A 5,389-nucleotide genomic window follows, 5' to 3' on the forward strand; every position below is an offset into this window, starting at 1 on the left:
CCCCCAGACCGCGCCGACCCCAGACCGCGCCGACACAGCCGACACCATCGACACAGCCGGGAGAGCCGACACACCCGCCGCCGCGGTCAGGACGGCTTGCGGCCGGTGACCCCCCATGCGACCAGCCGGGTGAGGCCGGAGCGCAGTTCCCCCTCCTTGACCGACCAGCTGTCGAATGCCTTGGTGTGCGCCGCGCTGGCCGCGAGCATCGTCACCAGCGCCCCGGCGGTCGCGGCCGGATGCACCTCGGCGTCGAGCTTTCCGGAGCGCTGCAACTCGGTGATCGCCTCGGTCAGCGCCTGCACGACCGAGTTGAACAGCTTCATGCGTATCCGTGAGAAGCGCCGGTCGCCCTCCGCCGCGGCGAGGTCGACCACGCGCAGGATCGCGTCGTGCTGCCGCCAGAAGTCCAGGAAGCCGTCCACCAGCGCGCCCGCGGCGGCCCCGCCGGATCGCCCGGTCCAGTTCTGCTCCGAGGCCAGGTCCTTGAGCGCCGCGGCCTCCCTGAGCACTTCGTTGGCCAGTTCGACCACGGCGGTCTGGATGTCCGGGAAGTACTGGTAGAAGGTGGCCGGCGAGGTGCCGGCCTGCCGGGCCACATCGATCACGGTCACGTCCCGGTACGAGGTGGACGCGATCAGCTCGCCGAGGCATTCGAGCAGCCGAGCGCGGGTGGCCTGACCCCGGCGGCCTGCGATCCGCCCGTCAACGGTACGTACTTGTGTCATACCGTCAGTTTATATATGGCTCGATAGATTGCATTTGTGACGGACCATGGTTTGCGCCATCTGGTGGGGCTTCAGCTGGGTGCCCCCTGGCTGTGCGTTCGCTCGGCCGTTCGCGCCGCCGCGGCCGCGGCCGTGGCCGGAACCAGCCGCACCACCACCGATTTGGACGTCGGGGTGTTCGACACCTGGGCCGTGGAGTCCAGCGGCACCAGGACATTGGTCTCCGGGAAGTACGCGGCGGCGCAGCCGCGCGCCGTCGGGTAACCGACGACGCGGAACCCGGGCGCGCGCCGCTCGACCCCGTCCCGCCACACCGAGACCAGGTCCACCAGGTCACCGTCCGCGCAGCCGAGGACGACCAGGTCCGCCGGGTTGACGAAGACCACCCGCCGGCCCTGTCTGATCCCGCGATAGCGGTCGTCGAGCCCGTAAATCGTCGTGTTGTACTGGTCGTGCGAGCGGATGGTCTGCAACAGCAGATGGCCCTCCGGCACGCGCAGGACGTCGAGTTCGTTGACGGTGAAGTTCGCCTTGCCGGTAGCCGTGGGGAAGGTCCGCGAGTCGCGCGGCCCGTGCGGCAGTTGGAAGCCCTGCGGTTCGCGCACCCGCGCGTTGAAGTCCGCGAAGCCGGGCACGACGCGCTCGATCCGGTCCCTGATCCGGTCGTAGTGCGCGGCCAGCCACTCCCACTCGACCGGTTCCGGCCCGTCCGCGACCCGCTCGCCCAACAGCTGCCGGGCCAGCCCGGCGATGATCGACACCTCGCTCCTGAGCTGCGGCGAGGCCGGCTCGAGCCGGCCGCGCGAGGCGTGCACCATCGACATCGAGTCCTCGACCGTGACGAACTGCTCGCCGCACTCCTGCACGTCCCGCTCGGTGCGCCCGAGCGTCGGCAGGATCAGCGCGTCCCGGCCGGTGACCGCGTGCGAGCGGTTGAGCTTCGTGGAGACCTGCACCGTCAGGGCGCAGTTGCGCATCGCCGCCTCGGTCACCGCCGTGTCGGGAGTCGCGTTCACGAAATTGCCGCCGACCGCGAAGAACACCCGCACCTTCCCGTCGCGCATCGCCCGGATCGCGTCGACCGTGTCGTAGCCGGGCGCGCGCGGGGGTTCGAAGCCGAACTCCGCCTCCAGCGCGTCCAGGAACCGAGCCGGCGGCTTCTCGTAGATGCCCATCGTCCGGTCGCCCTGCACGTTGGAGTGGCCGCGCACCGGGCAGACCCCGGCGCCCGGGCGCCCCACATTGCCGCGCAGCAGCAGGAAGTTGACGATCTCCCGGATGGTCGGCACCGAGTGCCGGTGCTGGGTCAGGCCCATCGCCCAGCACACGATCACGCTCTTCGCGCCGAGCACCCGTTCGCCGAGCGCCTCGACCTGCTCGCGCGGCAGACCGGTGGCTTCGAGCACTGTCTCCCAGGGGGTCTCGCGCACCTCCTTCGCGTAGGCGTCGAACCCGTGCGTGTAGGTGTCGATGAAAGCGCGGTCCAGGACCTGCCCGGGCATGCGCTCCTCGGCCTCAAGCAGCAGCCGGCCGAGCGCGCGGAACAGGGCGAGGTCGCCGCCGAGCCGGATCTGCAGGAACTCGTCGGCCAGCGGTGTGCCGGATCCGATCAGGCCCCGGACGGTCTGCGGGTTCTTGAACCGGATGAGACCGGCCTCCGGCAGCGGGTTGACCGCGACGATCCGCGCTCCGGCGCGCTTGGCCCGCTCCAGCGCGACCAGCATGCGCGGATGGTTCGTGCCCGGGTTCTGCCCGACCACGATGATCAGTTCGGCCCGGTACAGGTCGTCGAGCGAGACGGAGCCCTTCCCGACGCCGAGGGTCTCGCTCAGCGCCGATCCGCTCGACTCGTGGCACATGTTCGAGCAGTCCGGCAGGTTGTTGGTGCCGTAGCGGCGCACCAGCAGCTGGTAGAGGAACGCGGCCTCGTTCGAGGTGCGCCCGGAGGTGTAGAAGACCGCTTCGTCGGGCGCGCAGGCCCGCAGTGCGTCGGCGGTGATCCGGAACGCCTCGCTCCAGCTCACCGGCCGGTACCGGTCGTCGTCGCGGGCCTTGTACATCGGCTCGGTCAACCGGCCCTGCTGCCCGAGCCAGTAGTCGGACTTGGCCGCCAGGTCGGCCATCGTGTGCTCTTCGAAGAAGGCGCGCGTCACCCGCCGCAGCGTCGCCTCCTGCGCGACGGCCTTCGCGCCGTTCTCGCAGAACTCCAGATGCCCGCGGTCCGGTCCCTCCGGCCAGGCGCAGCCGGGGCAGTCGAAACCGCCGGGCTGGTTGACGCGCAGCAGGGTGAGGGCGGTGCGCTTGACGCCCATCTGCTGCTCGACGAGGCGCATGGTCTTGGCCACCGCGGGTGCCCCGGCGGCGTAGGTCTTCGCCGAGCCGACGGACAGGTTCTCGTCGGCGGGGTCGTTGCGCGGTGCCGCGGTGGCCATCGGTCGCCTCCCTGCGTACGCCGCGGCGCTGCTGTGGCGCGCGGCTCCTGGCTGCCAGCCCCTATGCCAGCACTGTACCGCCGCGCACAGTTCATCCCATGGAGTGAAGTTGACCGGTATTCGCCCGACAACCCCTCGCGAACCTGCACGTAATGGAAGTCCCACCGCGCGGTCGGGCGCGCGCGACGTACTCGGCCAGAAGGGATCTTTCTGATGGGAACCCATGCCAAACCCCGGACACGGGTGCGCGCCGTCGCGCTGAGCACGCTCGCCGTCGGTGCGACGCTCACCGCGGCGGGCCTGACCGCCGCCGCCCTCGAACCGACCGGGGCGAGCCTGGCGGACGGGGCGCAGAGCGCCGATCCGGTAAATCTGGCCGGCGGCGGTCTCGGCGCTCCGGTCCCGGTGGCGAACGTGAGCGACCTCGACGCCGGCGTGCCGCAGACTTCCGTGGCTCCGGTCGCCCAGGCAGCGGCGCCGCGGCGAGCCCCGGCGCCGGCGTATCCGAGGACTGAGCCCACCTCTCCGGGCGGGACCTTCGCCGGAACCGTCCCCCAGCACCAGACTCCGCAGAGCGGTACTGCGGCGACCGCGACCACCGTTCCTGCCGCGACGACCACAGGCGGCTCGGCGCAGGGAGGCGCGGGTGACGGCAGCGGCACGAGCAGTGGCAGCGGCAGTGGCACGAGCACCGGCAAGGGTAGTGGTAGCGGTAACGGCAGGGGGAACGGCGGCGCGGGCGCTGCCACGACCGCGCTGCTCGGCACGGGCGCGATCGGCGACGCGCTGACGGGACCGGTCTCCGTGGCGGACGCGTCCGGCATCCTGAATCAGGCCACTTCTACCGTGGGCGGTCTGCTCGGCTCCCTGAGCGCACTGGCCTGATCATCAGCAGACATCATCGTCCGATCACTAGGCATCCACACACCCTGGGGTGACCCGCGTCACCCCAGGGAATGAAGCCCGCTGACACCGCCGCGGCCGCTTGGCAGGATGGTCGCGCCCGTGCAGCGGCCAGCCACGGAAGGCGGTGGACCCGACCCTTGTCCGCACTCGCACTCCTGCCCCGTTTCCCGGTCACGCTCCCCGCCGCGGGCGCGAACCCGCTCGCGCACCGCCGTGAAGCGGAGCCCATCGCGACCGTCCCCGACCAGGCGGCGGCCTCGATCGCCGCGTTCCTGCTCACGGACCACATCTCGGACGCGGCGGTCCGCGCCATGCTCGACACCGCCGCCGACGTGCGATACGGCCTCGACGCCGGGGCGCTGCGCCCGAATGACGAACTCGGCCTCGCGGGTGTGGTCCTCGCGTTCATGGCCGAGCGGATCGAGCACGACCCCACCGCCTATCCGACGCTCGCCCGCGCTGCGGCCGACCTCGTGCCCGAACCCGCCGCGCCGCAGGACCGGGACGGCCGCGGCGGCCTGGCCAAACGGGCCCGCCGGGCCGCCGTCGAGGTGCTGCGCCCGCTCGCGCTCGCCACCACCGTGCGTGCCGCCACCTGGGACGTGACGCACCCGAACGGGAAGGCCCCGGCATGACCGCGACCGCCGAACAGAGCGCGCCGGGCGATGCCCGGTCCACGGTGCGAGCCTGCCCCTGTTCCGCCGAGCCGCCACGGGCCGTGCCGGCGCCCGTCCTCGCCCCGTACCTGGGGTTGGCCGCGGCGGTGCTGTGCGCGCTCGCCGGCGGTTGGCTGCTGCTGGCTCCGTATGCCTTGGACTTCCGGCACGGAGCCGACCGGCCGCCGCGCTCCGTCGTGGTCGACCTGGTGACCGGGACCGCGATCACGGCCGCGGCCCTGCTGACGGCGATTCTGTTCGGGGCGGCCCTGGTGACACGTTTGCGTGTCCGGCCGGAAGCGCCGCCGTGCGCCCGACCGGAACATAAGGAGCAACCGGAGACAACGCGCCGCCCGCGCGCACAGCGGGCCGCGGCGCCCGACCCGGACCTCGACCCCGTCCCGGACCTCGACCCCGTCCCGGACCTCGGACCCGGCCCCGTGCCCAAGCCCGAGCGCGACATGGGTCCGGGCGCCGATCCCGACCCGGGCGGTGCTCTGCACGAACTGCTCACCCCGCTCATCGCCGCGCTCGCCGCCGACCTGCGAAACCGCGATCGGTCCGGTCAACGCGCCCCCGAGCAGAACGGACAGGAGTGATGACCATGTCCAGTGCGGTTCCCGCGCAGCGCAGCGGCCGGATCGAACCGGCGCGCGCGGACCTGCCC

General features: G+C 72.1%; 5 protein-coding genes. 3 read left to right on the plus strand and 2 right to left on the minus strand.

Features of this window, described 5'->3' with window-relative positions; all coding sequences use genetic code 11:
* Positions 1-86: 86 nt before the first annotated feature.
* Positions 87-728: a TetR family transcriptional regulator gene (locus tag KGA66_RS27930; protein WP_211472401.1), complete on the minus strand. Its 642-nt coding sequence runs from the start codon at positions 726-728 to the stop codon at positions 87-89.
* A 71-nt stretch (positions 729-799) separates the two neighbouring features.
* Positions 800-3,160, minus strand: a complete 2,361-nt coding sequence (locus KGA66_RS27935) for an FdhF/YdeP family oxidoreductase (protein ID WP_211472403.1) — start codon at positions 3,158-3,160, stop codon at positions 800-802.
* A 213-nt stretch (positions 3,161-3,373) separates the two neighbouring features.
* On the opposite strand from KGA66_RS27935, the gene KGA66_RS27940 reads away from it, so the two are divergent.
* The 3 genes from KGA66_RS27940 (at position 3,374) to KGA66_RS27950 (ending at position 5,321) form a co-directional block, all read left to right on the plus strand.
* Positions 3,374-4,045, plus strand: coding sequence for a hypothetical protein (locus KGA66_RS27940; RefSeq protein WP_211472405.1), 672 nt, complete (start codon positions 3,374-3,376; stop codon positions 4,043-4,045).
* A gap of 158 nt (positions 4,046-4,203) precedes the next feature.
* A complete protein-coding gene (locus KGA66_RS27945) occupies positions 4,204-4,701 on the plus strand; it encodes a hypothetical protein (protein WP_211472407.1) in 498 nt (165 codons plus the stop codon).
* Entirely contained in the window at positions 4,698-5,321 is a 624-nt protein-coding gene (locus KGA66_RS27950) for a hypothetical protein (protein WP_211472409.1), read from the plus strand. Before KGA66_RS27945 ends, KGA66_RS27950 begins: the two co-directional genes overlap by 4 nt.
* The last annotated feature ends 68 nt before the right edge of the window (positions 5,322-5,389 follow it).

It is taken from the genome of Actinocrinis puniceicyclus (assembly GCF_018283645.1).
Taxonomy (GTDB): domain Bacteria; phylum Actinomycetota; class Actinomycetes; order Streptomycetales; family Catenulisporaceae; genus Actinocrinis; species Actinocrinis puniceicyclus.

Bases quoted from the DNA above. Each gene is read 5' to 3' on its own strand.
- KGA66_RS27930 (WP_211472401.1), bottom strand. From the start codon at position 728: ATGACACAAGTACGTACCGTTGACGGGCGGATCGCAGGCCGCCGGGGT.
- KGA66_RS27935 (WP_211472403.1), bottom strand. From the start codon at position 3,160: ATGGCCACCGCGGCACCGCGCAACGACCCCGCCGACGAGAACCTGTCC.
- KGA66_RS27940 (WP_211472405.1), top strand. From the start codon at position 3,374: ATGGGAACCCATGCCAAACCCCGGACACGGGTGCGCGCCGTCGCGCTG.
- KGA66_RS27950 (WP_211472409.1), top strand. From the start codon at position 4,698: ATGACCGCGACCGCCGAACAGAGCGCGCCGGGCGATGCCCGGTCCACG.